Genomic DNA, 22,338 nt, shown 5'->3' with positions numbered 1-22,338 from the left:
TGGCGTGAAATGGCTTGAGAGCGGCGGGCGTCAGACGCAATCGTAACGTCAGCGCGACGCCGACTGCGCCGCGATGGTGTCGTAGGCGCTCAACAGGGCGTCGCATTGCTGCGGGGTGCCGATGGTGATGCGCAGAAAGTCGGCTATGCGCTGCGGCCGTGCGAACTGCCGCACCAGAATGCGGTGCTCGCGCAACTGCGCCGCCAGCCTTGCGCCCTCGTGCGCGGGGTGGCGCGCGAACACGAAATTCGCCTTCGACGGCAGCACCTCGAAGCCGCGCGCGCGCAGGCCCTCGCTCAACGCCTCGCGGCTGGCCTGAATGCGTGCGCAGGTCTGCGCCAGCCACTCGGTATCAGCCATCGCGGCGGTGGCACCCGCAAGCGCCAGGCGGTCGAGCGGATAGGAGTTGAAGCTGTCCTTCACCCTGGTCAGCGCGTCGATCAAATCGGGGTGGCCCAGCGCATAGCCCACACGCAACCCGGCCAGCGCCCAGGCTTTGGACAGGGTGCGAACCACCAGCAATTGCGGGTAGCGGTCGATCAGCGTGGCGGTGGTCTGCGCACCGAAATCGACATAGGCCTCATCGACCACCACCACGGAATCGGGATTGCCCTTCAGCAGGCGCTCGATTTCGGACAGGGGCAGCGCCATGCCCGTAGGCGCATTGGGATTGGGGAAGATGATGCCGCCGTTCGGCCCGGCCTGCAGATAGTCGTCGACGGCGATGGAGAAATCGTCACGCAGTGCCAGCTCGCGGGTTTCGATGCCGTACAGCCGGGCATAGACCGGATAGAAGCTGTACGAAATATCGGGATGCAGCAGTGGCGCCGGGTGACGCAGCAGCGCTATGAAGGCATGGGCCAGCACTTCGTCAGAGCCATTGCCGACGAAGACCTGTTCGGACTTCAGGCCGTGATGGTGGGCGATGGCCGCCTTGAGCCCTGCGGCCTGCGGGTCTGGGTAGAGGCGCAGATCGCCCGTGGTCTGCGCCGCGATGGCCAGCAGCACCTTGTCGCTGGGCGGATAGGGACATTCATTGGTGTTGAGCTTTATCAGCCCTTCGATGCGCGGCTGCTCACCCGGCACATAGGGGGTGAGGCCGTGAACGACTTCGCTCCAGTATCGGCTCATGGTGCTACGTCTCTTTAGCGCAGGCGCATCTCTGCGGCGCGGGCGTGTGCAGTGAGGCGCTCGCCGTGGGCCAGCACGCTGGCGATGCGGCCCAGCCGCTGCGCGCCCTCGGCACTGACTTCGATGATGCTGGAGCGCTTGATGAAGTCATACACGCCCAGCGGCGAGGAAAACCGTGCCGTGCCCGACGTGGGCAGTACGTGGTTGGGCCCGGCGCAGTAGTCGCCGAGCGATTCGGAGGTGTAGGCACCGAGAAACAGCGCGCCGGCGTGCTTGAGCAAAGGCACGAACTGGTGCGGGTCTTGGGCCGAAATTTCCAGGTGTTCGGGCGCGATGCGGTTGGCCAGCTCACAGGCCTGCGCCATGTCGCGCACCTGCACCAGCGCGCCACGCCCGGCGAGCGATGCCTCGATGATGGCCTTGCGGGGCATATCGGGCAGCAGCCGGTGGATCGCCGAGGCGACGGCATCGATGTAGGCGGCATCGGGGCAGAGCAGGATGCTCTGCGCCAGCTCGTCGTGCTCGGCCTGGCTGAACAGATCCATGGCCACCCAGTCGGGTGGCGTGCTGCCGTCGGCCAGCACCAGAATCTCGGAGGGGCCTGCGATCATGTCGATGCCGCAGATGCCGAACACCCGTCGCTTGGCCGCGGCCACATAGGCATTGCCGGGGCCGACGATCTTGTCCACCGCGGGCACCGTGGCCGTGCCGTAAGCCAGCGCGCCCACGGCCTGCGCGCCGCCGATGGCGAAGGCCCGGCTCACGCCGGCCACGGCGGCTGCGGCCAGCACCAGCGGATTGCGCTCGCCGCCGGGCGTGGGCACGACCATGATGATGTCCTGCACCCCCGCCACATGCGCCGGAATGGCGTTCATCAGCACCGAGGAGGGATAGGCGGCCTTGCCGCCGGGCACATAGATGCCCACGCGGTCCAGCGGTGTGACCTTCTGGCCGAGCAGCGTGCCGTCTTCGTCGCGGTACTCCCAGCTCTGGCCCACTTGCTGCAACTGGCGCTCGTGGTAGCGGCGCACCCGTGAGGCGGCGACTTCGAGCGCGCTGCGCTGCTCCGGGGTGATGGCGGCAAGCGCGGCCCGCAGTTCGGCCTGGCTGATTTCGAGTGCGGCCATGTCGGGCACATCGAGGCGGTCGAACCTGCGGGTGCAGTCGAGCACGGCGGCATCGCCCCTGCTCTGAACGTCGCGCAGGATGTCGGCCGCGCGGGCGTCGATCTCGGCGTTTTCGTCGGCCATGCGGGCGAACAGCGCGCGGTACTGCGTCTCGAAGTCGGGGCCGGTGGCGTCGAGCCTGCGCAGTGGCGGGGCATTGAGCGGCATGTTCATGCGGCGGTCTCCTCCGGCGTTTGCGCAGCTTCGCGCAGTTGGTCGATCAGGGGCTTGAGCAAGGCCGTGCGGGTCTTGAGCGCGGCCTGGTTGACGATGAGACGCGCGGAAATGTCCATGATGTGCTCGACTTCGACCAGGCCATTGGCTTTAAGCGTGCCGCCGGTGGACACCAGATCGACGATGGCATCGGCCAGCCCGGTGAGCGGCGCCAGTTCCATCGAGCCGTAGAGCTTGACCAGATCGACGTGCACGCCCTTGGTAGCGAAATGCTCACGGGCCATGTGCAGGTATTTGGTCGCCACCCGCAGCCGCGCGCCCTGCTTGACCTGGCCGGCGTAGTCGAAATCGTGCCGCACCGCCACGCTCAGGCGGCAGCGGGCAATGCCCAGATCGACCGGAAGATACAGCCCGTCGGAGCCGCTGCCGGCGATATATTCGCGCAGCACGTCCAGCCCGGCCACGCCGATGTCGGCGCCGCCGTAGCGCACATAGGTGGGCACATCGCTGGCACGCACCAGCACCACGCGCACATCCGGTCGATTGGTCGGCAAGATGAGTTTGCGCGTGGACTCGGGATCGCCCGACACGGTGATGCCGGCACGTGCCAGCATGGGCAGCGTGTCTTCGAAGATTCGTCCCTTGGACAGTGCGAGGGTCAGCATGGGAGTTCTTTCATTGGCCGCGGATGCGTTCGATCTGCGCGCCCAGGCCACGCAGCTTGACTTCCATGGCGTCGTAGCCACGGTCGAGGTGATAGATGCGGTCGATCAGCGTCTCGCCTTCGGCCGCCAGTGCGGCCACCACCAGCCCGGCCGAGGCGCGAAGGTCGGTGGCCATGACGGTGGCGCCGGAGAGCTTGGGCACGCCGCGCACCACGCAGGTATGGCCGTCGATGTCGATCTGCGCACCCAGGCGCATGAGCTCCTGCACATGCATGAAGCGATTCTCGAAAATGGTTTCCGTCATGCGCGCGGCGCCCTCGGCCACACAATTCACCGCCATGAACTGCGCCTGCATGTCGGTGGCGAAGCCGGGATATTCGGTCGTGCGCACCGAGACGGCGCGTGGGCGGCCGCCTGGGAGGGCGTCGGCACGCAGGCGTATCCAGTTGCTGCCGGTATCGATCTGCGCGCCGGCCTCGCGGAGCTTGTCGAGCAGGGCGTCCTGGTGCGCGGGCTCGGCACCTTGCACCGTCACATCACCGCGCGCAGCCAGAGCCGCACACAGAAAGGTGCCGACTTCGATGCGGTCGGGAATGATGCTGTGCACCGCGCCGTGCAAGGCCTCCACACCCCGAATGCGGATCTGCGAGGTGCCGTCGCCACTGATCTGCGCGCCCATGGCACGCAGCATGTTGGCGAGATCGACGATCTCGGGCTCGCGTGCGGCGTTGTCGATCAGGGTCTCGCCCTCGGCCAGCGTGGCGGCCATCATCAGGTTTTCGGTCCCCGTTACCGTGACCATGTCGGTGGTGATGCGCGCACCCTGCAAACGACCCGAGGGCGTTGCCACGCGGGCGACGATGTAGCCATGCTCCACCACGATGTCCGCGCCCAGCGCCTGCAGTCCCTTGATGTGCTGGTCCACGGGGCGGGCGCCGATGGCGCAGCCTCCGGGCAGACTCACCCGCGCCTGCCCGAACCGCGCCAGCAAGGGCCCGAGCACGAGCACCGAGGCACGCATGGTCTTGACCAGTTCGTAAGACGCCTCGTAGTGATCGACCCCAGCGGCGTTGATCTCGATCTGCGCGCCATCCTGTTCGACCTGCGCGCCCAGGCTGCGCAGCAGCTTGGCCAGGGTGCGCACATCCATGAGCTGCGGCGCGTTGTTCAAGCGCACTGGCTCTGCGGTTAAGAGCGCTGCTGCGATCAGCGGCAGCGCGGCGTTTTTCGCCCCGCTGGCCTGCACCACGCCCTCTAGCGGGCGCTGCCCGGTGATTCTGAGTTTGTCCATGACGACCTTGGTGCCGACAGTCTGGCGCTGCCGGGCGAGCACGCTTTGCGGGCGTGCGGAAAAAACCTACGATTTTAGGGCTTGCCCGATGCCGCGAATTCCTGCGGGGTGAGCGTCTTCATCGACAGCGCGTGAATTTCCGCGCGCATGCGCTCGCCCAGGGCGGCATAGACCCGTTGGTGTCGCTGCACCCGATTGAGCCCCTCGAACGCCGGGCTGACGATGGTGGCGTAGAAATGCTGGCCGTCGCCTTCGACGTGAAGATGGCTGCAAGCCAGCCCGTCGGCGATGTAGCGGTGAAGGTCTTCCGGTGTGGGTAGCGACATGGGATAGCTATGTCAGTTGCGCAATTTGGTGCCTCGCACCAGCATGGCCAGCGCCACGCCGCCGCAAAGCAGGTTTCCGAGGATGGCTGCGAGCAGGCTGATCCACGGCGACACATCGCCGGCACCGAAGAAGCCGTAGCGAAAGCCGTCGATCAGGTAGAAGAAGGGATTGAGATGCGACGCCGTCTTCCAGAAACCGGGCAGCCCCTGAACCGAGTAGAACACGCCCGACAGAAACGTCGCCGGCGTGATGATGAAATTCTGGAAGGCGGCCATCTGGTCGAACTTCTCTGCCCAGATGCCTGCAATCAGCCCCAGCGCCCCCAACATGCTGGCGCCGAGAATGGCAAAGACCACGATCCACAGCGGATGAACGAAGGTCAGCGGCACGAACCACACCGTCACCAGCAGCACTCCGGCGCCAACGATCAGCCCGCGCAGCACCGAAGCGCCCACATAGGCCACGAATAGTTCCCAGGGCTTGAGCGGCGACAGCAGGACGAACACCAGATTTCCGGTGATCTTGGACTGAATGAGCGATGACGAAGTGTTGGCGAAGGCGTTCTGCAACACGCTCATCATCATCAGCCCCGGAATGAGAAACGCCGTGTAGGGCACATGGCCGAACACCTGCACATGCGCCGTGAACGCGTGGGAGAAGATCAGCAGGTAGAGCAAGGCCGTGACCACGGGAGCCGCCACGGTCTGGAAGCCAACCTTGAGAAAGCGTTGCAGTTCCTTCTGCAGCAGGGTCTGCAGCCCGGTCATCGCGCCGCTCCGATCAATTCGAGAAAGACGTCTTCGAGGTCGGCGCGCCGCAGTTCGAGTTCGTCGATTTCACAGCCAGCCTCGCGCAGCGCGGCCAGTTTGTGTTCCACGTCCTGGGCACCGCGCACCGCAAGCGCCACGCGCCCGCCTTGCTCCACGCCGAGCCCTTCGGGCAGCCGCCCCTTGACCAGACGGAAATACAGCACCGACGACGCAAACCGTTGCAGCAGAGCCTCGGTGCGGTCGAGCGCCACCACCTTGCCGCCCTTGATCACCGCGATGCGCTTGCAAAGCGCCTCGGCCTCTTCGAGATAGTGCGTGGTCAGCAGCACGGTGTGACCCTCGGCGTTGAGCCTGGCGATGAACTCCCAAAGCGATTGCCGCAGCTCGACGTCCACCCCCGCCGTGGGCTCGTCGAGCACGATGACCCGAGGCCGGTGCACCAGCGCCTGCGCCACCATGACGCGCCGCTTCATGCCGCCCGACAGCGCCCGCATGTTCTTGTCGGCCTGCGCGGTCAGGCCCAGGTTGTGCAGCAGCTCGTCGATCCAAAGATCGTTGCGGCGAAAGCCAAAGTAGCCCGACTGAATGCGAAGCACCTGCCGCACCGTGAAAAACGGATCGAACACGAGTTCCTGAGGCACCACGCCGAGCAAGCGGCGCGCGGCCGCCGCCTCGCGCTGAACGTCATGGCCTGCGACCCGCACATGGCCCGCCGTCGGGCGGGTGAGCCCGGCGAGCATGCTGATGAGCGTGGTCTTGCCCGCCCCATTGGGGCCGAGCAGGCCGAAGAATTCGCCATCCGAAATATCGAGCTCGACACCGTCCACCGCCCGGTTCGTACCGTATTGCTTGATGACGCGATCAAAGGAAACCGCTGCAGTCGTCGAGGACATAGGTCAAGGAAAGGCGCCCGCTCGGGACGACGTCAGACGTCGCCCCGAGCGGGCGCGAGAAATCAGGAATACGCGGCCGCCGCTTCGAGCAGAAACGCCAGACCGTAGGCCGCCGCGAGATCGTTCAGCCGTGCGGGAACGCCGCGCACCTCGAGCTGCTCCTGGGGCGCTGCGCGGCGCAGTTCGAGCAGGAGCGCCAGGATGGAAGAGTCAAACCGGGTCAGCGCTGTGGCGTCGACCGCCCAGGGCGTCGACTCCGCGCGCAACACAGCTAAAGCCAGACGCCTGATCCCAGACGCAGAATCGAGGGTGACTTCAGCAGGCAACGCGTATACGGGCATGGCAACTTCGGATCAACCCGCGACCTTGGCTTGGGCCAGGGTCTGGTTCTTTTCCTTGAGCGTAGCGATCAGGCCGTCGATGCCCTTCTGGCTGATCTCCTGCGCAAACACGCTGCGGTAGTTGTCGACCAGCCAGATGCCCATGACGTTGACGTCGGTGATCTTCCAGCCGGCGGGGGTCTGCTCAAGACGGTAGTCCAGTTGCAGGGGTTCGCCGTTGTTGATGACGCGGGTGCGCACCGTCACATCCTGCGCATTGGCGGGCTCGCGATACGGCAACAGCTTCACTTTCTGATCCTTGATCTGCCGCACCGCGCCAGCGTAGGTGTAGACGAGCAATTGCTTGAACTGCTGCTCAAGCGCGGTGCGCTGGGCCGGAGTCGCCTCGCGCCAGTAACGGCCCACAGCGCTCTGGGTGATTTTCTGGAAATCGACGTTGGGCAGAATCTTCTGCTCGACGAACTGCATCACGACCTCGGGGTTGCCCGAGCGCAGCTTGGGGTCTTGCTGGACGTCGCGGATGATCTCGTTGGACATGGACTCGATCAGTTGCGGCGGCGTGACGGCGTCCGCGGCCTGCGCGACACCCGACATGCCGGCCAGCACGGTGGCCGAGGCGAGGGAAAGGGCGATGAATGTGCGTCGAAGCATGGGTGATTCTCCAGTTGTTCTGATGTTGTTATCGTTAACGTTGCGTCAACCCGCAGGATGACATCGGGGCAGTCAGGGCTTGGCTGCTTCGGCAGCCGGAGCGCTCGCAGGCTCAGCGGGAGGCTGCGCGGCGGCAGCGAGAATGCCGCCGTTGTCGGCGCCATAGCTGTACTGGGCCAACGGATTGGGCGGCCCGAGGTCGATGATCGGGCGCTCGCGAACTTCTTCCACCTGCGATTTGCGCCGTTGTTCATACGCGCTGCGCGCGAAGACGTAGGGGTCGAGGGAAATCTGGTCGAACAGATTGGAGGCGTCCAGCAGATTGGCACGGGTGTTCACCAGATTCAGCGCCAAGGCCCCGTAACTGGCGCTGGGCGGCTGGATCTGGGCTGTCGGGCCGTAGGCCAGAGCCACCCCGGTGCCCGTGGCATCGCGCACCGAACTCGGGCCGAAAAATGGCAGCACCACATAGGGCCCCGAGCCCACGCCCCAGCGGGCCAGGGTGAGGCCGAAGTCGTTGGGGTGCTTGTAGATGCCCATTTCGGTGGCGATGTCGAGGGTGCCGAACAGGCCGAAGACCGTGTTCACGCCGACCCGCATGAAGGTGCTCAGACCATCGTGCACATTGCCCTGCAGAAAATCGTTGCTCATCGACCAGACGTCAGAAATATTGCCGAAGAAGTTGGTGACGCCATGACGAATGGGCGTGGGCGTGACCTCCTTGTAGCCCGTGGCCACGGGTTTGACCACGGCGCGGTCCACCTTCTCGTTGAAGCTGAACATCGCACGGTTGTAGGGCTCCAGCGGGTCTTGCGGATTGTGCGTGGCGCAGCCGCTAAGCAGGGCGAGCGCCAGCAAAGGCAGCAGACGTGCGGCTTGCTTCATTTGCCGTCTCCAGCGCCGCTCGATGCGGCCTTGTTGTAGAGGAACTGCCCGATCAGGTTTTCCAGCACCACGGCCGATTGCGTATTGCGGATGACCGAACCGTTGGTGAGATTCTTCTCGCTGCCGCCCGGGCTGAAGTCGATGTACTGATCGCCCAGCAGACCGGCCGTCAGAATCTTCGCCGAGGTATCCACCGGGAACTGGTAACGCTGGTCGATGGCCATGTGGACGTCGGCCTGGAAGGTCTGGTTGTCGAAGGTGATGCTCGTCACCCGCCCCACGACCACGCCCGCGCTCTTCACCGGTGCGTCGGCCTTGAGACCGCCGATGTTGTCGAAGCGCGCGGTCACTTCATACGTGGGGCCCCAATTGATCTGCAGCAGATTGCCGGCCTTGAGCGCCAGAAACAGCAAGGCCGCCGCGCCCAGCAGCACAAGTATGCCCACCCACAGATCGATTTTTCGTTGATTCATTTTCGACGACTCCAGGGCTGGCTGCCCTCAGGTGCTGAACATCATGGCGGTCAGCACAAAATCCAGTGCCAGTACCGCCAGCGAGGCGATGACCACGGTGCGCGTCGTGGCGCGCGAGACGCCCTCGGGCGTGGGCTGGGCGCGCCAGCCCTGCAGCAAGGCGACAAAGGTGACCGCCAATCCGAACACCACGCTCTTGATCACGCCGTTGCCCACGTCCTTGAACACATCGACGCCGCTTTGCATCTGCGACCAGAACTGCCCGGCATCGACCCCGATCATCACCACGCCGACGACATAGCCGCCCAGAATGCCCACCGCGCTGAACACTGCCGCCAGCAGGGGCATGGCGATCACCCCGGCCCAGAAGCGCGGTGCCAGCACCCGCACCACCGGATCGACGGCCATCATCTCCATGGCGGCGATCTGCTCTCCGGCCTTCATCAAGCCGATTTCCGCCGTCAGCGACGTACCCGCCCGCCCGGCGAACAACAGCGCCGTGACCACCGGTCCGAGTTCGCGCACCAGCGACAGCGCCACCAGCACCCCCAGCGCGCTCGACGAGCCGTAGCGCGACAGGGTGTAGTAGCCCTGCAGCCCCAGCACGAAGCCGACGAACAGGCCGGAGACCGCGATGATGACGAGCGACAGATTGCCCAGGAAATACATCTGCTGAATCAGCAGACTGGGGCGCATCAGCACTCGCCCGACCAGAAACAGCAGTCGCACGAACAGGCGCGCGGCATATCCCAGGTCGGAGAGCAGCTTTCGGGTGCCTGCCCCGATCGACACCAATCTATCGGCGACCGTCATGACCGCTCCTTGCACACCGCAGCCGGACGCAGAAAATCGTCATCAATCGCGGCCGCGGGGTAATGGAAATGCACCGGTCCGTCCGGCTCGCCGCGCACGAACTGGTGCACCAGCGCATCGGTGCTGTCGCGCATCTGCTGCGGCGTGCCGTGGGCGATCAGCCTGCCGTTGCCCAGGATGTAGACGTAATCGGCGATCTCGAACGTGATCTCGACATCGTGCGACACCACGATGCTGGTCAGACCCAGCGCATCGTTGAGACTGCGGATCAGGCGCGCCGAAATGCCCAGCGAGATGGGGTCGAGCCCGGCGAACGGTTCGTCATACATCACCAGCGCCGGATCGAGGGCGATGGCACGCGCCATGGCCACCCGCCGCGCCATGCCGCCGGAGAGTTCAGCAGGAAAGAGGTCGCGAGCTCCCCGCAGCCCGACCGCATTGAGCTTCATCAGCACCAGGTCGCGGATCATCGACTCTGGCAGATCGGTATGTTCGCGCAAGGGAAACGCCACATTGTCGAACACGGTCATGTCGGTGAACAGGGCGCCGAACTGGAACAGCATGCCCATGCGTCGGCGCATGGCGAAAATCTGCTCCTGCGAGGCGTCGGCCAGATTCTGGCCCTCGAAACGCACTGAGCCAGTTTGCGGCCTGACCTGCCCGCCTATCAGTCGCAGCAGCGTGGTCTTTCCGCCGCCAGACGCCCCCATGACCGCGACGACCTGCCCGCGCTGGATGGTCATGTCGATCTGCCGCAGAATCAGACGCTCGCCATAGCCAAAATCGAGCGAATCGATCTGTACGATGGCGGGGGCGGAGGAAACAGGCATAGGATGATGAAGGTCTGGGCATCAGGCCACCTGATGCCACCGAACGTCGTGCAGGCACGGAAAGCGGGACTGAGCGCGCCATTCTAGGGATATCCCGAGCAAGCCGCCGAACACCGCAAAGCCCCGCAGACAGGTTTGAGTTCTCCGGAGAAAACCCCTTCCCATGCCAGGCCCGACCGCTGATTTCTGGAACGAACGCTTTCGCACCCACACCACGGGCTGGGACCGTGGCGTAGTCCACCCTCAACTCGTTCGATGGCTTGCCGACGCGACCTTGCAGCCCTGTCGCATTCTGGTGCCCGGTTGCGGCGCGGGCCACGAAGTGTTGTATCTCGCCGAAGCCGGGTTCGAGGTCACGGCGCTGGACTATGCCGAAGAAGCCGTTGCCCTGCTCACCCGTCGCCTGCATGAAAAGGGCCTGCAGGCGACCGTGCTCCAGGCCGATGTGCGCCGGTGGAATGCCCCCAGCCCGTATGAGGCCATCTGGGAGCAGACCTGCATGTGCGCGCTCTACCCCGACGACTGGGCAGCCTACGCAGCGCGGCTGCACCAGTGGCTCTCACCGCAAGGGCGTCTGTTCGCGCTGTTCATGCAGACGCCCAAGCCCGGCGCGGAGGAAGGCTGGATTCAGGGGCCACCCTATCACTGCGACGTTCTGGCCATGCGCGCCCTGTTTACCTCTGACCAGTGGCGCTGGCCCAGGCCACCCTATCCGCGGGTGCCGCACCCCGGAGGCTCGGCCGAACTGGCGCTCATCCTCGAACCGGCACGGCCCGGCGCGCAGGTGTAGGACTTGCTCGCACCCCTGGGATGTGCAGCGCGAAATTCCCAGGCCCGCAAGCGCTCGGGGTCGAGAATCTCGACACCGCCGTAACGCAATTGCAGCGCGCCATCGGCCTGAAGCCGCTTGAAAGCCTGATTCACCCGTTGCCGGGACAATCGACACAGTTGGCCGATTTCCGACTGCGTCACCCGCAAAGCGCCGCCGTTCGCGCCGGCCAGCGGGTGAAACAGATGCCGCAGGGTGCGCGCCACACTCGACTCCGCACCCCCAGGCTGATCGTCCAGGGCCTGCAAGGTCATCAGTTCGAGCCGGTCGTTGAGTTGTTGCAGCAGATAATGATTGAAGGCGATATTGCGCTCGAGCAACCACAAAAACGACTCGCGTGGAATCAGCGCCAGTTCGCAGGTACGCACCGCCTGCGCCTGGTAGCGCCAGACACCTCGCCGCATCAAGGTGCCCTCGCCGAACCATCCACCAGCTCCCACGCCCGAATACACCAGTTCCTTCCCGCTCGATGTCGTGACGACGAACTTCGCCAGTCCGGACATCACCCCCACCCAATGCAGCGCGGGCTCGCCCAAGGGCTGCAGCATCTCGCCTGCAGGCACAGTCTGGTAGCCCACTTCAGAAGCCACGCGGGATTTTTCGTGCGGTAGCAGCCGTTCCCACCACCCGCTGCGCGCGGCCCAGACGGGCATATTGATCTCGTTCATTGGCATGGCTCGTCGCTTCTCCCGAACTCTATGCTCGTGCTTTTCGGCCCGAATTGACGTCGCCACTTGTAACGAATATGTCGGAACGCAAACGAAGACGCAAAAAAACCGGGCCGAAGCCCGGTGATTTTGTTGCGACTTTTACCGCGACGCCAAACGGGAACTCTGCGCCGATCAGATCAGGAAGGATTCCTTGGACTTGCCGCTGTCCACGGCGCTCTGCAGCCAGCGCGGCATCTTGCCACGGCCCGTCCAGGTTTCGCCGGTTTGTGCATTGCGATATTTCGGAGCGACTGTCGAACCTTTGGACGAAGCCCCTCCACGGCGTGAACCCAAATCAGCCAGGGTAATTCCATACTCGTCCATTTTGGCGCGAATATCGTTCACCACTGCGGCAAGCTCAGCCTTGCGCTGAGCTTCGGCCTGCTGTTTGAGAGCTTCGATCTGAGCCTGCAATTCCTTATACGTGGCCATCTGCATCTTCTCCTGTGTCGAAAAATTGAATGGTGCGCATCATACGATAAAAAACAAAATGAAAAAGCCCGCGAAACGCGGGCTCATTCAAAACAGACTGACCAGATCGGTTCATTATTCGATGGCTTTGGTGATATCTTCCACCACTTTTTTCGCATCACCGAACACCATCATGGTCTTGTCCATGTAAAACAGTTCGTTATCCAGGCCAGCATAACCCGCCGCCATCGACCGCTTGTTCACGATCACCGTCTTGGCCTTGTAGGCTTCGAGAATCGGCATGCCGGCGATGGGCGATTTGGGATCGGTCTTCGCCGCCGGGTTGACCACGTCATTGGCGCCGAGAATCACGGCTACATCAGCCTGGCCGAATTCAGGGTTGATGTCGTCCATTTCAAACACCTGGTCATACGGCACCTCCGCTTCGGCAAGCAGCACATTCATATGCCCCGGCATGCGCCCGGCGACTGGGTGAATGGCGTACTTCACATTCACCCCATGTTCGGTGAGTTTCTGCGCCAGTTCCTTCACCGCATGCTGCGCCCGCGCCACGGCCAGACCATAACCGGGGACGATGATGACCGTTTCGGCATTGGAAAGCAGAAAGGCTGCATCATCCGGGCTGCCCGATTTCACCGAGCGCTGCTGCGCCTGGGCCGCGCCCGCCGAAGCCTCGGCCCCGAACCCGCCAAGAATCACGCTGATGAACGAGCGGTTCATCGCCTTGCACATGATGTAGCTCAGAATCGCACCCGACGATCCCACCAGCGAACCGGCGATGATGAGCATATTGTTTTCGAGCGAAAAACCAATGCCCGCCGCAGCCCAGCCGGAATAACTGTTGAGCATCGACACCACCACGGGCATGTCGGCGCCGCCGATGGGGATAATGATCAGCACACCCAGCACGAAGGCCAGTGCCATCATGATGAGGAAAGGCGTCCACGACAAGGTGGTGAAAAAAGCGATACCGCAGGCAATCGCCGCCAAACCGATCACCAGATTCACCCAATGCTGCGCCGGGAAACGCACCGGAGCACCCTGAAACAGCCGGAATTTGTAGCGCCCGGACAGCTTGCCGAACGCAATCACCGAGCCACTGAACGTCACCGCGCCGATGATGGTGCCGATGAACAGTTCGATGCGATTGCCCGCGGGCAGCGGATCGCCGGCCGTCTGGACGATGCCGAAGGCATGCGGCTCGGCCACCGCCGCCACGGCGATGAAGACCGCGGCCAGGCCGATCATGCTGTGCATGAAGGCCACGAGCTCGGGCATTTTGGTCATCTCGACCCGGTTGGCCATCACGGCGCCGACGCCGCCGCCCACAACCAGGCCCAGAAGCACGTAGCCGAGCCCAAGCGCGCCCGCATCACCGCCGATCTTGATGATCAGCGCCACGGTGGTGACGATGGCAATGGCCATGCCCACCATGCCAAAAACATTGCCGCGGCGGCTCGTCGTGGGGTGCGACAAACCCTTGAGCGCCTGAATGAAAAACACTGCTGCAAGCAAATACAGCAAGGTCACGAGATTCATGCTGAGTGTCATAAATGAAATCCTTGGTGCTGAACGTCACCGGCCGTGCGCCGAAGGGCTGATGGTCCTGTTGTTGACGCGGCGCAGTCGTCGGGTATCCGTTGGAATGAGCTTTATTTCTTGTCGGCCGTTTTCTTCTTGAACATGGCCAGCATGCGCCGCGTCACGAGAAAACCACCGAAAACGTTGACCGCAGCAAGCGCAACCGCAAGCGTGCCCATCACCTTGCCGAGTGGCGTCACGGTCAGTGCCGCGGCCAGCATGGCACCAACGATGATGATGGCGGAAATGGCATTGGTCACCGCCATCAGCGGGGTATGCAGCGCGGGCGTGACATTCCACACCACGTGATAGCCGACATAGATCGCCAGAACAAATATGGTGAGGTTGATCACCAGGGGAGAGATTTCATGCATGGTTCAGTCCTTGTTGAGGATGAAAAGGGTTGGCGCGGGGTTGATGCGGCACGACCTCATGCGGTTTTGCGCAGCAACTGCCCATCGCGGCACATCAGGCAGGAAGCGACGATGTCGTCTTCCCTATTCACCACAAAGCCCTTTTCCTTGTCGAACACCAGTTTCAGAAAATCGAGCACGTTTCGCGCATACAGGGCCGAGGCATCCGCCGCGACAAGGGCGGGCAGATTGGTTTCGCCCACCAGAGTGACGCCATGCTTGACCACGATCTTGCCGGCTTCGGTCAGCGGGCAATTCCCGCCCTGGGCAGCGGCCATATCGATAATCACCGAGCCCGGCTTCATCGATCGGACCATGTCTTCGGTAATCAAGACGGGCGCGCGGCGACCGGGAATGAGCGCGGTGGAAATCACCACATTCGCCTGTTTGACCCGCTCGGCGACCAGGGCCGACTGGCGCTGCATCCAGCTCGCGGGCATGGGCCGCGCATAACCGCCCACGCCTTGAGCAATATCGCGCTCCTCATCGGTTTCGAACGGCACATCAATGAACTTCGCGCCCAGCGACTCGACCTGTTCCTTCACCGCCGGTCGCACGTCCGATGCCTCGATCACGGCACCCAGACGCTTGGCGGTGGCGATGGCCTGCAGACCCGCCACCCCGGCGCCCAGAACCACCACGCGTGCCGCTTTGACCGTTCCGGCCGCCGTCATCAGCATGGGCATGAAGCGCTGGTAGATATTGGCCGCGAGGATGACCGCCTTGTAACCCCCGATGTTCGCCTGACTGGACAGCACGTCCATGCTCTGCGCGCGCGAGGTGCGCGGCGCAGCCTCGAGGGCAAACGCGGTCAGGCCTGCGGCGGTCATGGCCTGAAGACCGTCCGCATTGAATGGGTCGAGCATGCCGACCAGCACCGTGCCGGGCTTCATCAGCCCGATTTCTTCAGTCGTCGGCGGACGGACCTTGAGCACCATCTCGGCCGCGAAAGCCTCTTCCCGGCTGCCTATCGTGGCGCCGACGGCGATGTAATCCGCGTCCGGAGCATCGGCGCGCAAGCCTGCATCGGCCTGCACGACCACGGTATGCCCCTGGGCGATCAATTTCTTGACAGTTTCCGGTGTTGCTGCAACACGGGCTTCGCCGGCCAAAGTTTCTGCCGGAATGCCAATACGCATGGAGTCTCTCCTTTTTTGGTCTGCTCGGTAGGGGCCTATCGCAGCACGAACCCGAAGTCGTCTAGGCCCCACTCGATCGCGGCCAACCGGTCTGCATGAGCCGTTGGGGCGAACGCGGCATTATCTCGCGTTTTCCCTAAGATTGTTCCCGCGCAATTTGCGCACATCCGGAAATCTCTTTTGCTTTTTTGACATCTGCATTTCATCTGCCGATTCCCGCCATGCCAGATCAGCTCTCAGCGCGCCCTCGCGTGACCGTTGCCGCCATCGTCGAACGGGCAGGTCTTTTTCTGCTCGTCGAAGAGCAGACGCAGGACGGGCTCAGGCTGAATCAGCCCGCCGGTCATCTGGAAGCGGGTGAAAGCCCGCAGCAGGGCGTCGTGCGCGAAACGTGGGAAGAAACCGGGCGCAGCTTCAAGCCCAGCGGTCTGGTGGGCATCTATCTGTCGCGCACCCGGCGGGGCGATCAGGACGTGAGCTATCTGCGCCTGGCGTTCTACGGCGAGGTGTCCGAGGCCGACGCCAGGCATGCGCTGGACGAAGGCATCGTGCGCACCCTGTGGATGGATGTCGACGCCATCCGCGCCAGCGCTGACCGGCATCGCAGCCCCCTGGTGCTGCGCTGTGTGGAGGACTACCTGAGCGGGAAGCGCTATCCGTTGCAACTGATCGCCACCGATCCCAGCGTGTACGGCTGAGATCCAGCGGCTTTCTACAATGGACGCATGACGTCTCATTCTCGCGGCACCGTGGTGGTCGGCCTCTCCGGCGGTGTCGACTCTTCTGTTTCAGCCTGGCTGCTCAAACAACAGGGCTATACGGTCGTCGGTCTGTTCATGAAGAACTGGGAGGATGACGACGACGGCGAATACTGCTCCACGCGGCAGGACTGGCTCGACGCGGCCAGCGTCGCCGATCGCATCGGCATCGACATCGAGGCGGTGAACTTCTCCGCCGAATACAAGGAGCGCGTGTTTGCCGAGTTTCTGCGCGAATACGCCGCGGGCCGCACACCCAACCCCGACGTGCTTTGCAACGCCGAGATCAAGTTCAAGGCCTTTCTCGACCACGCCATGCGGCTCGGCGCAGACCGCATCGCCACCGGGCATTACGCCCGCGTGCGCGAGGGCCGCAACGGCTTCGAGCTGCTGCGCGGCCTGGATGCCGCCAAAGACCAAAGCTACTTTCTCCACCGGCTCAATCAGGCCCAGCTCTCGCGCACCCTGTTCCCGGTGGGCGAAATGCACAAGACCGAGGTGCGAAAAATCGCCGCCGATATCGGCCTGCACAACGCCCGCAAGAAAGACTCTACCGGCATCTGCTTCATCGGTGAGCGTCCCTTCCGCGACTTTCTCAACCGCTACCTGCCCACCCGACCGGGGCCGATGAAAACGCCCGAGGGCAAGACCGTGGGCGAACACATCGGGCTGGCGTTTTACACCCTCGGACAGCGCAAGGGCATCGGTCTGGGTGGAAGCCAGAGCGGCAGCGGTGAACCCTGGTTCGTCGCTGCCAAGGATCTGCAGCGCAATCAGCTCATCGTGGTGCAGGGCCATGACCATCCGCTGCTGCAAAGCCGTGGGCTGCGCGCCTTGTCGGCCAGCTGGGTCGCAGGTCATCCGCCCGATGACAACGGCGCCACCTACGGCGCCAAGACGCGCTATCGCCAGGCCGATGCGGCCTGCCGCTATCTGGGCGTCTCGGCTGAGCAGTTCGCTCTGGATTTCGATACCCCGCAGTGGGCCGTGACCCCGGGGCAGTCTGCCGTGCTGTACGACGGCGAGGTTTGTCTGGGCGGCGGCATCATCGAGGCCGCCGTCTCCTGAAAGCGCGAACCTATCAGGCCATGCGAGCCAGCAGGGTTTCGACCTCGTCGAGCATGGCGCTGAGCTTGGGCTGCTCGCCGCCTTCGGTGTGTTCCAGGCGGCCGTCGAGTTCCTGTTCGAGATAGCACACGGTCATGCGCACGAAGGTGCTGTCGAGCGCCTTGCGCACTGCGGAGAGCTGCTGTGCCACCTTGAGGCAGGGCTCACCCTCCTCGATCATGCGTTGCACGCCGCGCATCTGACCCTCGGCGCGCTTGAGGCGGTTGAGGATGTCCGTGCGAGAGGCTTCGTTGGTCAGAACTGACATGGTGATGGCTCCGGGAATCGGTGGGATCTTGGTACTGCGCTTCATCCAATGTTCTCCATCATAGGCCCATGCCCGCCGACGCGATTCATGCCGAATGGATCAGCGCCACGGGCTCTGGTGCCAGCAAGGTACCGTCGCGCAGCCCCCGGGCCGTCGCCAGCGTGAGCCAACCAATCACCACCGAGGCCAGCGCCAAAGCCAGAATGGCGAAAGTCTGCATGCCGCCACTCTGGGTGACCAGGGCGAGATGCATCGACAGGCCGGCAAAGGCGGCCAGAGGGAAGGACAGCGCCCAGTGACCGATGGTGAAGGCCTCCTGCATCATCGCCTTGAAGGACAGAAAGCTCAGCAACACAAAAAACAGCGCAATGCCCCAGGCCCCCTCGAGCGCCTCGACCGGCGCTCCGATCTGCGCCAAGCCGAGGCCGCCCGCGGCCGGGGGCGCAATGCTGATGAAGATCATGGGCAGCAAACGTCGCGGCAACATGCCGAAAGCCGCGACACGCACCATGAAAAGGCCTTGCACGATCACGAAGAAAAAGGCCCCGACCGCCCATTGCGCCACGGACCAGATCTGAAAGCCGAGCGCCACGCCGGCATAGGGCACCACGACATTGCCGACCGCGGCCATAAACAGCGCCGGCGTCACGCCGGCCCAGTTCGGCCCCTTGTCCGTGGCCGCGCTCAGGCGCAAGCGGTGAAACACCCAGACGGTCGCCGCAAGCTGCCCGAGCGCACCAAGCATCCAGAAACCGGCCATCCAGACGTTGTCGGCCCCCAGAACCTGCACGGCGAACCCTGCCGTCACCAGCATGGCCATGGGAAGCAGGGCCAGCAAAGGGTGACGCACGGGATGCCGCAGGTCGGCCAGCCAGTCTCCAGCATGCCACTGCGCTCGGAGCACGGCGAGCACCAGGAGCACCGCCAGTGCGGCAATCGCGGCCCAGCCGAGCACCTGGGAGACCACGGCAGCAGGTTCGCCCAGGAGAACCGTGGCCTGATGCCAGGCCAGCGCCAGTCCGCCCCAGCCGACAACGATGGCGAACCAGCCGGGAGCGAGAAATTTGAGCCAGGGGCGGGCGGCGCGCGCCATCATCCGACCCGATCAGCCGCAGCAGTTGGCTTTGGAGTCGGGCACGCCCAGCTTGCGCAAGAAGAAACCGAGCGGGCAGAGGTTGGTGAAACCGAACTGCAGCAGGTTGGCGCCGACGAAGGCGGTGAACAGCAGAAACCACTGCGATACATAGATCGGGCTGGCAGGCGCGCCAAGCAGCACGGAAATCAGGATGAAGGTGCCAGCGATGACACGGATGTAGCGTTCGACAGTCATTACAAATTCTCCAAGGTTGTGAAATAGAGGAAACAGGTCAGTATTCAGACTCAGGCCGTCAGCTCAGGTTCAGCCGGTGCCGCGGGTGCCTTGGGAGGCACCTTGGGCTTCACCCGAATCTGCCAGACGTAGTAGAGCAGAGGGATGACGATCAGGGTGAGGATGGTCGAGAGCAGGGTGCCGAAGATCAGCGACACCGCCAGCCCGCCGAAAACCGGATCGGACACCATAATGGCCGAGCCGAACATGATGGCCAGCGCCGTGAGAAGAATCGGGCGCAGCCGCACCGCCCCCGCCTGCGCCACCGATTCCTGCAGGCTGTAGCCGCGGGCGCGGTAGTCGAGGATGAAGTCGATCAGCAGCAGCGAGTTGCGCACCACCACGCCGGCCAGCGCGATAACGCCGATCATCGAGGTGGCGGTGAACGACTGATGCGTGAGCCAGTGACCGGGGAACACGCCGATGAGGGTGAGCGGAATCGCCCCCATCACGATAACCGGCAGTAGGAACGACTTGTAATACGCCACCAGCAGCAGGTAGATGAACACCAGCGCCACCATGAAGGCCGCGCCCAGATCGCGGAACACGTCGAGCGTCAGGCGCATTTCACCGCCCCAGAGCAACTGGTAGCCCTTGAGATCGCTGGCCGGTGTCTCGGCGAAGCCGAGGTTGCCGGTCGTGAAGGTGGTGCCGTTGGCCAGCTTCTTGCCGTCGAGCATCGAGTTCAGGCTCAGCGTGGCGTAGACGGGGCTGGAATGGATCATCTCGCCGCCCACATAGACCACCGGGTGCTGGTCGCGGGAGTAGATCGGCTTGGCCAGGGTGGCCTTCTCCACCGTGGCGATGCTCGACAGCGGAATGACCTTGCCCTGCGCGTTCTGGATGGGCACATCGAGCAGTTGCTGCGGGCTCTGCCGATCGGCGCGCGGCACACGCACGATGATGTTGACCGGCTCCAGTGCATTGCTGTCGTGGATGGCGCCCACCTTCAGCCCCGACACATAGTTGTGCAGCAACTGGATGATCTGCCCCGGGACGATGCCCGACATCGCAGCCTTCTGCCGGTCGATCTTGATGCGGTATTCCGTGGTCGTCGCCGTCACCGAGTCGTCCTGGTTCATCAGGCCGTAGACCTTGTCGAAATCACCCAGCACATCCTTGGCCGAAGCGCGCAGGGTGTCATAGTTGGGCCCGTACAGCTCAGCCATCACCTGCGCGCGCACCGGCGGGCCGGGCGGCGTTTCGAACAGTTTGATGAAGGTGGCGGGGAAGCGCGCGCGCACCGGAGCGAGCTGGTCGTAGAGCTTCTGCACGATTTCGTGCGACTCGACCGAACGCTCGCCCTTGCCCACCAGATTCACCCGAATCTGCGCAAAGTTGTCACCGCGCTTGAGCATGTCGCCGCGCACCAGCGAGGCAAAGTCGATCGGAGCCGCCTGACCGACAAAGGTCTGGTAATCCATCACATACGGATTGGTCGCCAGCACGTCGCCCACGGCCCGCGCCACCTGGTCGGTGCGCTCGAGCGTGGAACCCGCGGGGGTGTCGATCTGCACCAGGAAGGTATTGGTGTTGTCGTTGGGCAGCATCTTGAGCTCGACGCCCAGCGCCGACAGCGGCCCGTTCATGCCCGAAGGCCGGATGAACTGCCAGGCCGGCATGAGCATGGCCGCGATGAGCAGCACCAGCACGGCGAGAAACATGAGGTTGCGGCGGGTGCGGCTGCGCAGCATGGGCTCGAACAGCTTGAGATAGGCCGCATGCAGCTTGTCCTGCTTGTGCGCGCCCTCCTCTTCGAGGCTGCCGCTGTGCGCCAGAGCCTCGCGCGCGGCCTTCTTGCTCAGCCAGACGCGAGCCGCCCAAGGCACCACGGTATAGGCCAGGATGAGCGAGGCGATCATGGCCACCGGCACATTGATGGGAATGGGCCGCATGAAGGGCCCCATCATGCCGCTGACAAACGCCATCGGAATGAAGGCCAGAATCACCGCCAGCGTGGCCATATTGGTCGGGTTGCCGATCTCGTTGGTCGCCAGCACCACGGTGCGGTTGAAGTTCTTGATCGGCCCGCCGTGCAGGTGGCGGTGGATGTTCTCGATCACCACGATGGCGCCATCCACCAGCAGCCCCAGCGACAGAATGAGCGCGAACAGGGTGATGCGGTTGATGGTCTGGCCGACGATCAGATCGACCGTGAGCACCGCGAACAGGGTCAGCGGCACGGTCAGGGTGACGATGCCGGCCTCGCGCCAGCCCAGGAAAAACCACAGCAGCAGCGAGACGCTGACGATGGCGATGCCCAGATGCTCCACCAGCGTGTTCACCGCCTCGTTGGCCTTGTGACCATCGTCACGGGTGATGGTGACATGTACGCCTTGCGGCAAGGCATAGCTCTCGATCTCGCTGAGCTTGTTCAGCACGTCGTGCACCACGACCACGGCGTTCGTGCCCGATTTCTTGGCGATCGCCAGGGTGACCGCGCTCATCTCCTGCCCATGCGGCTTGCCCTTGGCGGCCAAGCCCCAGGCGAAGTGCGACAGATCATCGACCTGCTCAGGCCCTTCGGTGACCTTGGCCACGTCGCGCAGGTACACCGGCTTGCCGTTCGGTGCGCCGATCAGGATGTCGCCCACCTGCTGCGCATTGCCCAGAAAGCTGTCTATGCGCACCGGGGTGACCTTGTTGTTGTCCACCAGATTGCCGATGGGTGCCGCGGCGTTGCTGCCTTGAAGAATCTTGTCGAGCTGTTCCAGCGGAATCCCGGCGGCAGCCAGCTTGCTCGGCGAGATGGCCACATTGACCGCGCGCGGCGCACCGCCGACGACCTCGGTGAACGACACCCCCGGCACGTTGCGCAGATGCGCCAGCACCTTTTCTCCCACGTCGCGCAATTGCATGCCGTTCATCGTGGCCGACGAGAGCGTGAGCGTGAGGATGGGCACGTCGTCCACGTTGATCGGCTTGATCACCGGCTGCATCGCCCCGGGGGGGATGCGGTCGAGGTTCTGCATCAACTGGTTGTACATCTTGACCAGGCTTTTCTCCTGGTCTTCACCCACCTTGAACTGCACCGTGACCACGCCGAAGTCGTTGGTCGCATAGCCATAGGTGTGATCGACGCCGGACATCGAGGCCATGATGGCTTCGAGCGGCTTGACCACCAGATTCTGGATCTCCTGCGGCCCCGCGCCCGGCTTGGCGACGATGATGTTCGCCGCCGGCACCACGATCTGCGGGTTGTATTCGCGCGGCGTGATCAGCAAGGCCAGCACCCCGGCCAGCGTCAGGCCGAGCATGATGAGCGCGGTGATCTTCGATTCGATGAAGGCGCGGGCCAGCTTGCCCGCGCTGTTCATGGGAG

General features: G+C 63.9%; 25 protein-coding genes. 3 read left to right on the top strand and 22 right to left on the bottom strand.

Translation table 11 applies throughout. The features are described from left to right. Positions 1–48 precede the first annotated feature (48 nt). The 13 genes from hisC to ASC45_RS03795 form a co-directional block, all read right to left on the bottom strand. Entirely contained in the window at positions 49–1,131 is a 1,083-nt protein-coding gene (gene hisC / locus ASC45_RS03855) for a histidinol-phosphate transaminase (protein ID WP_055449707.1), read from the bottom strand. A gap of 14 nt (positions 1,132–1,145) precedes the next feature. Beyond that, a complete protein-coding gene (gene hisD / locus ASC45_RS03850; protein WP_055449706.1) occupies positions 1,146–2,471 on the bottom strand; it encodes a histidinol dehydrogenase in 1,326 nt (441 codons plus the stop codon). Continuing rightward, a complete protein-coding gene (gene hisG, locus ASC45_RS03845) occupies positions 2,468–3,136 on the bottom strand; it encodes an ATP phosphoribosyltransferase (protein ID WP_055449705.1) in 669 nt (222 codons plus the stop codon). Before hisG ends, hisD begins: the two co-directional genes overlap by 4 nt. A 10-nt stretch (positions 3,137–3,146) precedes the next feature. Further along, on the bottom strand, positions 3,147–4,427 hold the full coding sequence (murA, locus tag ASC45_RS03840; protein ID WP_055449823.1) for a UDP-N-acetylglucosamine 1-carboxyvinyltransferase: 1,281 nt from the start codon (positions 4,425–4,427) through the stop codon (positions 3,147–3,149). Between the two features lie 74 nt (positions 4,428–4,501). After that, complete coding sequence (locus tag ASC45_RS03835; protein ID WP_055449704.1) at positions 4,502–4,753, bottom strand: BolA family protein; 252 nt, start codon at positions 4,751–4,753, stop codon at positions 4,502–4,504. Positions 4,754–4,765: 12 nt separating this feature from the next. Then, the gene (locus ASC45_RS03830; protein WP_055449703.1) at positions 4,766–5,521 is read right to left on the bottom strand and encodes an ABC transporter permease; all 756 of its coding nucleotides are present in this window, start codon (positions 5,519–5,521) and stop codon (positions 4,766–4,768) included. Then, on the bottom strand, positions 5,518–6,417 hold the full coding sequence (locus tag ASC45_RS03825) for an ABC transporter ATP-binding protein (RefSeq protein ID WP_055449702.1): 900 nt from the start codon (positions 6,415–6,417) through the stop codon (positions 5,518–5,520). Before ASC45_RS03825 ends, ASC45_RS03830 begins: the two co-directional genes overlap by 4 nt. 62 nt (positions 6,418–6,479) lie before the next feature. Beyond that, on the bottom strand, positions 6,480–6,758 hold the full coding sequence (locus tag ASC45_RS03820; protein ID WP_055449701.1) for an STAS domain-containing protein: 279 nt from the start codon (positions 6,756–6,758) through the stop codon (positions 6,480–6,482). 12 nt (positions 6,759–6,770) lie between these two features. Next, positions 6,771–7,409 (bottom strand): MlaC/ttg2D family ABC transporter substrate-binding protein, encoded by a 639-nt coding sequence (locus ASC45_RS03815; RefSeq protein WP_055449700.1) that lies wholly within the window; start codon positions 7,407–7,409, stop codon positions 6,771–6,773. A gap of 72 nt (positions 7,410–7,481) precedes the next feature. Next, the gene (locus tag ASC45_RS03810) at positions 7,482–8,294 is read right to left on the bottom strand and encodes an MlaA family lipoprotein (protein WP_055449699.1); all 813 of its coding nucleotides are present in this window, start codon (positions 8,292–8,294) and stop codon (positions 7,482–7,484) included. Then, positions 8,291–8,767, bottom strand: coding sequence for an outer membrane lipid asymmetry maintenance protein MlaD (gene mlaD / locus ASC45_RS03805; protein WP_055449698.1), 477 nt, complete (start codon positions 8,765–8,767; stop codon positions 8,291–8,293). Before mlaD ends, ASC45_RS03810 begins: the two co-directional genes overlap by 4 nt. A gap of 27 nt (positions 8,768–8,794) precedes the next feature. Beyond that, the gene (mlaE, locus tag ASC45_RS03800) at positions 8,795–9,580 is read right to left on the bottom strand and encodes a lipid asymmetry maintenance ABC transporter permease subunit MlaE (protein WP_055449697.1); all 786 of its coding nucleotides are present in this window, start codon (positions 9,578–9,580) and stop codon (positions 8,795–8,797) included. Continuing rightward, a complete protein-coding gene (locus ASC45_RS03795) occupies positions 9,577–10,410 on the bottom strand; it encodes an ABC transporter ATP-binding protein (RefSeq protein WP_055449696.1) in 834 nt (277 codons plus the stop codon). Before ASC45_RS03795 ends, mlaE begins: the two co-directional genes overlap by 4 nt. Before the next feature lie 163 nt (positions 10,411–10,573). Here ASC45_RS03795 and ASC45_RS03790 point away from each other — a divergent pair, with 163 nt between their 5' ends. Beyond that, positions 10,574–11,200: a methyltransferase domain-containing protein gene (locus tag ASC45_RS03790; protein WP_055449695.1), complete on the top strand. Its 627-nt coding sequence runs from the start codon at positions 10,574–10,576 to the stop codon at positions 11,198–11,200. Here ASC45_RS03790 and ASC45_RS03785 read toward each other — a convergent pair. From ASC45_RS03785 to ASC45_RS03765, 5 genes are all read right to left on the bottom strand, one after another. Continuing rightward, complete coding sequence (locus ASC45_RS03785; RefSeq protein WP_072242963.1) at positions 11,119–11,907, bottom strand: Crp/Fnr family transcriptional regulator; 789 nt, start codon at positions 11,905–11,907, stop codon at positions 11,119–11,121. The genes ASC45_RS03790 and ASC45_RS03785 overlap by 82 nt on opposite strands. Positions 11,908–12,081: 174 nt before the next feature. After that, positions 12,082–12,381, bottom strand: a complete 300-nt coding sequence (locus ASC45_RS03780; protein WP_055449822.1) for an H-NS histone family protein — start codon at positions 12,379–12,381, stop codon at positions 12,082–12,084. Between the two features lie 114 nt (positions 12,382–12,495). Next, on the bottom strand, positions 12,496–13,932 hold the full coding sequence (locus ASC45_RS03775) for an NAD(P)(+) transhydrogenase (Re/Si-specific) subunit beta (RefSeq protein WP_055449694.1): 1,437 nt from the start codon (positions 13,930–13,932) through the stop codon (positions 12,496–12,498). Positions 13,933–14,033: 101 nt separating this feature from the next. After that, positions 14,034–14,336, bottom strand: coding sequence for an NAD(P) transhydrogenase subunit alpha part 2 (locus ASC45_RS03770; protein ID WP_055449693.1), 303 nt, complete (start codon positions 14,334–14,336; stop codon positions 14,034–14,036). A 56-nt stretch (positions 14,337–14,392) separates the two neighbouring features. Further along, the gene (locus tag ASC45_RS03765; RefSeq protein ID WP_055449692.1) at positions 14,393–15,514 is read right to left on the bottom strand and encodes a Re/Si-specific NAD(P)(+) transhydrogenase subunit alpha; all 1,122 of its coding nucleotides are present in this window, start codon (positions 15,512–15,514) and stop codon (positions 14,393–14,395) included. A gap of 221 nt (positions 15,515–15,735) precedes the next feature. Between ASC45_RS03765 and ASC45_RS03760 the strand changes: the two genes are divergently transcribed. Continuing rightward, complete coding sequence (locus tag ASC45_RS03760; RefSeq protein ID WP_055449691.1) at positions 15,736–16,212, top strand: NUDIX hydrolase; 477 nt, start codon at positions 15,736–15,738, stop codon at positions 16,210–16,212. A 27-nt stretch (positions 16,213–16,239) separates the two neighbouring features. Continuing rightward, on the top strand, positions 16,240–17,340 hold the full coding sequence (mnmA, locus tag ASC45_RS03755; RefSeq protein WP_055449690.1) for a tRNA 2-thiouridine(34) synthase MnmA: 1,101 nt from the start codon (positions 16,240–16,242) through the stop codon (positions 17,338–17,340). A gap of 13 nt (positions 17,341–17,353) precedes the next feature. On the opposite strand, the gene ASC45_RS03750 is transcribed toward mnmA, so the two are convergent. The 4 genes from ASC45_RS03750 to ASC45_RS03735 all read right to left on the bottom strand — a co-directional run bounded on the left by ASC45_RS03750 (position 17,354) and on the right by ASC45_RS03735 (position 22,333). Next, positions 17,354–17,647: a metal-sensing transcriptional repressor gene (locus ASC45_RS03750; RefSeq protein WP_141655716.1), complete on the bottom strand. Its 294-nt coding sequence runs from the start codon at positions 17,645–17,647 to the stop codon at positions 17,354–17,356. 85 nt (positions 17,648–17,732) lie between these two features. After that, positions 17,733–18,743, bottom strand: a complete 1,011-nt coding sequence (locus ASC45_RS03745; protein WP_245609942.1) for an SLAC1 family transporter — start codon at positions 18,741–18,743, stop codon at positions 17,733–17,735. Positions 18,744–18,752: 9 nt separating this feature from the next. Next, positions 18,753–18,977: a YgaP family membrane protein gene (locus ASC45_RS03740; protein WP_055449688.1), complete on the bottom strand. Its 225-nt coding sequence runs from the start codon at positions 18,975–18,977 to the stop codon at positions 18,753–18,755. A gap of 50 nt (positions 18,978–19,027) precedes the next feature. Continuing rightward, complete coding sequence (locus ASC45_RS03735) at positions 19,028–22,333, bottom strand: efflux RND transporter permease subunit (RefSeq protein ID WP_082454226.1); 3,306 nt, start codon at positions 22,331–22,333, stop codon at positions 19,028–19,030. Positions 22,334–22,338 lie beyond the last annotated feature (5 nt).

The organism is Thiomonas bhubaneswarensis, assembly GCF_001418255.1.
GTDB classification, from domain to species: domain Bacteria; phylum Pseudomonadota; class Gammaproteobacteria; order Burkholderiales; family Burkholderiaceae_C; genus Thiomonas; species Thiomonas bhubaneswarensis.
This window is presented reverse-complemented; position numbering and strand designations above follow the sequence as displayed.

Excerpts from the sequence above, each read along its gene's own strand:
- ASC45_RS03830 (WP_055449703.1), bottom strand. The coding sequence starts at position 5,521 with ATGACCGGGCTGCAGACCCTGCTGCAGAAGGAACTGCAACGCTTTCTC.
- ASC45_RS03765 (WP_055449692.1), bottom strand. The coding sequence starts at position 15,514 with ATGCGTATTGGCATTCCGGCAGAAACTTTGGCCGGCGAAGCCCGTGTT.
- ASC45_RS03825 (WP_055449702.1), bottom strand. The coding sequence starts at position 6,417 with ATGTCCTCGACGACTGCAGCGGTTTCCTTTGATCGCGTCATCAAGCAA.
- ASC45_RS03815 (WP_055449700.1), bottom strand. The coding sequence starts at position 7,409 with ATGCTTCGACGCACATTCATCGCCCTTTCCCTCGCCTCGGCCACCGTG.
- ASC45_RS03780 (WP_055449822.1), bottom strand. The coding sequence starts at position 12,381 with ATGGCCACGTATAAGGAATTGCAGGCTCAGATCGAAGCTCTCAAACAG.
- ASC45_RS03740 (WP_055449688.1), bottom strand. The coding sequence starts at position 18,977 with ATGACTGTCGAACGCTACATCCGTGTCATCGCTGGCACCTTCATCCTG.
- ASC45_RS03750 (WP_141655716.1), bottom strand. The coding sequence starts at position 17,647 with ATGTCAGTTCTGACCAACGAAGCCTCTCGCACGGACATCCTCAACCGC.
- ASC45_RS03785 (WP_072242963.1), bottom strand. The coding sequence starts at position 11,907 with ATGAACGAGATCAATATGCCCGTCTGGGCCGCGCGCAGCGGGTGGTGG.
- mnmA (WP_055449690.1), top strand. The coding sequence starts at position 16,240 with ATGACGTCTCATTCTCGCGGCACCGTGGTGGTCGGCCTCTCCGGCGGT.
- mlaE (WP_055449697.1), bottom strand. The coding sequence starts at position 9,580 with ATGACGGTCGCCGATAGATTGGTGTCGATCGGGGCAGGCACCCGAAAG.
- ASC45_RS03795 (WP_055449696.1), bottom strand. The coding sequence starts at position 10,410 with ATGCCTGTTTCCTCCGCCCCCGCCATCGTACAGATCGATTCGCTCGAT.
- murA (WP_055449823.1), bottom strand. The coding sequence starts at position 4,427 with ATGGACAAACTCAGAATCACCGGGCAGCGCCCGCTAGAGGGCGTGGTG.
- ASC45_RS03735 (WP_082454226.1), bottom strand. The coding sequence starts at position 22,333 with ATGAACAGCGCGGGCAAGCTGGCCCGCGCCTTCATCGAATCGAAGATC.
- ASC45_RS03820 (WP_055449701.1), bottom strand. The coding sequence starts at position 6,758 with ATGCCCGTATACGCGTTGCCTGCTGAAGTCACCCTCGATTCTGCGTCT.
- mlaD (WP_055449698.1), bottom strand. The coding sequence starts at position 8,767 with ATGAATCAACGAAAAATCGATCTGTGGGTGGGCATACTTGTGCTGCTG.
- ASC45_RS03745 (WP_245609942.1), bottom strand. The coding sequence starts at position 18,743 with ATGATGGCGCGCGCCGCCCGCCCCTGGCTCAAATTTCTCGCTCCCGGC.
- ASC45_RS03770 (WP_055449693.1), bottom strand. The coding sequence starts at position 14,336 with ATGCATGAAATCTCTCCCCTGGTGATCAACCTCACCATATTTGTTCTG.
- hisC (WP_055449707.1), bottom strand. The coding sequence starts at position 1,131 with ATGAGCCGATACTGGAGCGAAGTCGTTCACGGCCTCACCCCCTATGTG.
- hisG (WP_055449705.1), bottom strand. The coding sequence starts at position 3,136 with ATGCTGACCCTCGCACTGTCCAAGGGACGAATCTTCGAAGACACGCTG.
- ASC45_RS03760 (WP_055449691.1), top strand. The coding sequence starts at position 15,736 with ATGCCAGATCAGCTCTCAGCGCGCCCTCGCGTGACCGTTGCCGCCATC.
- ASC45_RS03835 (WP_055449704.1), bottom strand. The coding sequence starts at position 4,753 with ATGTCGCTACCCACACCGGAAGACCTTCACCGCTACATCGCCGACGGG.
- ASC45_RS03810 (WP_055449699.1), bottom strand. The coding sequence starts at position 8,294 with ATGAAGCAAGCCGCACGTCTGCTGCCTTTGCTGGCGCTCGCCCTGCTT.
- ASC45_RS03790 (WP_055449695.1), top strand. The coding sequence starts at position 10,574 with ATGCCAGGCCCGACCGCTGATTTCTGGAACGAACGCTTTCGCACCCAC.
- hisD (WP_055449706.1), bottom strand. The coding sequence starts at position 2,471 with ATGAACATGCCGCTCAATGCCCCGCCACTGCGCAGGCTCGACGCCACC.
- ASC45_RS03775 (WP_055449694.1), bottom strand. The coding sequence starts at position 13,932 with ATGACACTCAGCATGAATCTCGTGACCTTGCTGTATTTGCTTGCAGCA.